Source organism: Streptomyces sp. URMC 126, from assembly GCF_051386555.1.
Lineage (GTDB): Bacteria > Actinomycetota > Actinomycetes > Streptomycetales > Streptomycetaceae > Streptomyces.
On record NZ_JBPQTX010001276.1, the window covers coordinates 1 to 241 of the forward strand.

The 241-nt window shown below is 65.1% G+C and carries 1 protein-coding gene; it reads right to left on the reverse strand.

Annotated features, from left to right (window positions below; translation table 11 throughout):
* Window positions 1-49: 49 nt before the first annotated feature.
* Window positions 50-241 (reverse strand): TIGR04438 family Trp-rich protein (locus tag ACSNOK_RS35955; RefSeq protein ID WP_436784853.1); only part of this gene is annotated, 192 nt, incomplete at its 5' end.

Genomic DNA, 241 nt, shown 5'->3' on the forward strand with positions numbered 1-241 from the left:
GACCCCAGGCATCGCCTGCGACGAAGCCTGCTGCGCAATTCAGATCCGATCAGCGGCGCGAACGCGTGCCCGTACCCATGGCTTCCTTGTTCTTTTCGATGCTCTTCAGGCGCCGCTGCTCGATCTTGTCGGCCGCGCGCCGCTTGGTGTAGCCCGACATGTCCGCCCAGGCCCACCAGGCCGCCGTCAAGCCATAGGCGCCCAGGATGACGTACCACGACCAGGTGGCGACAGGTTCGAT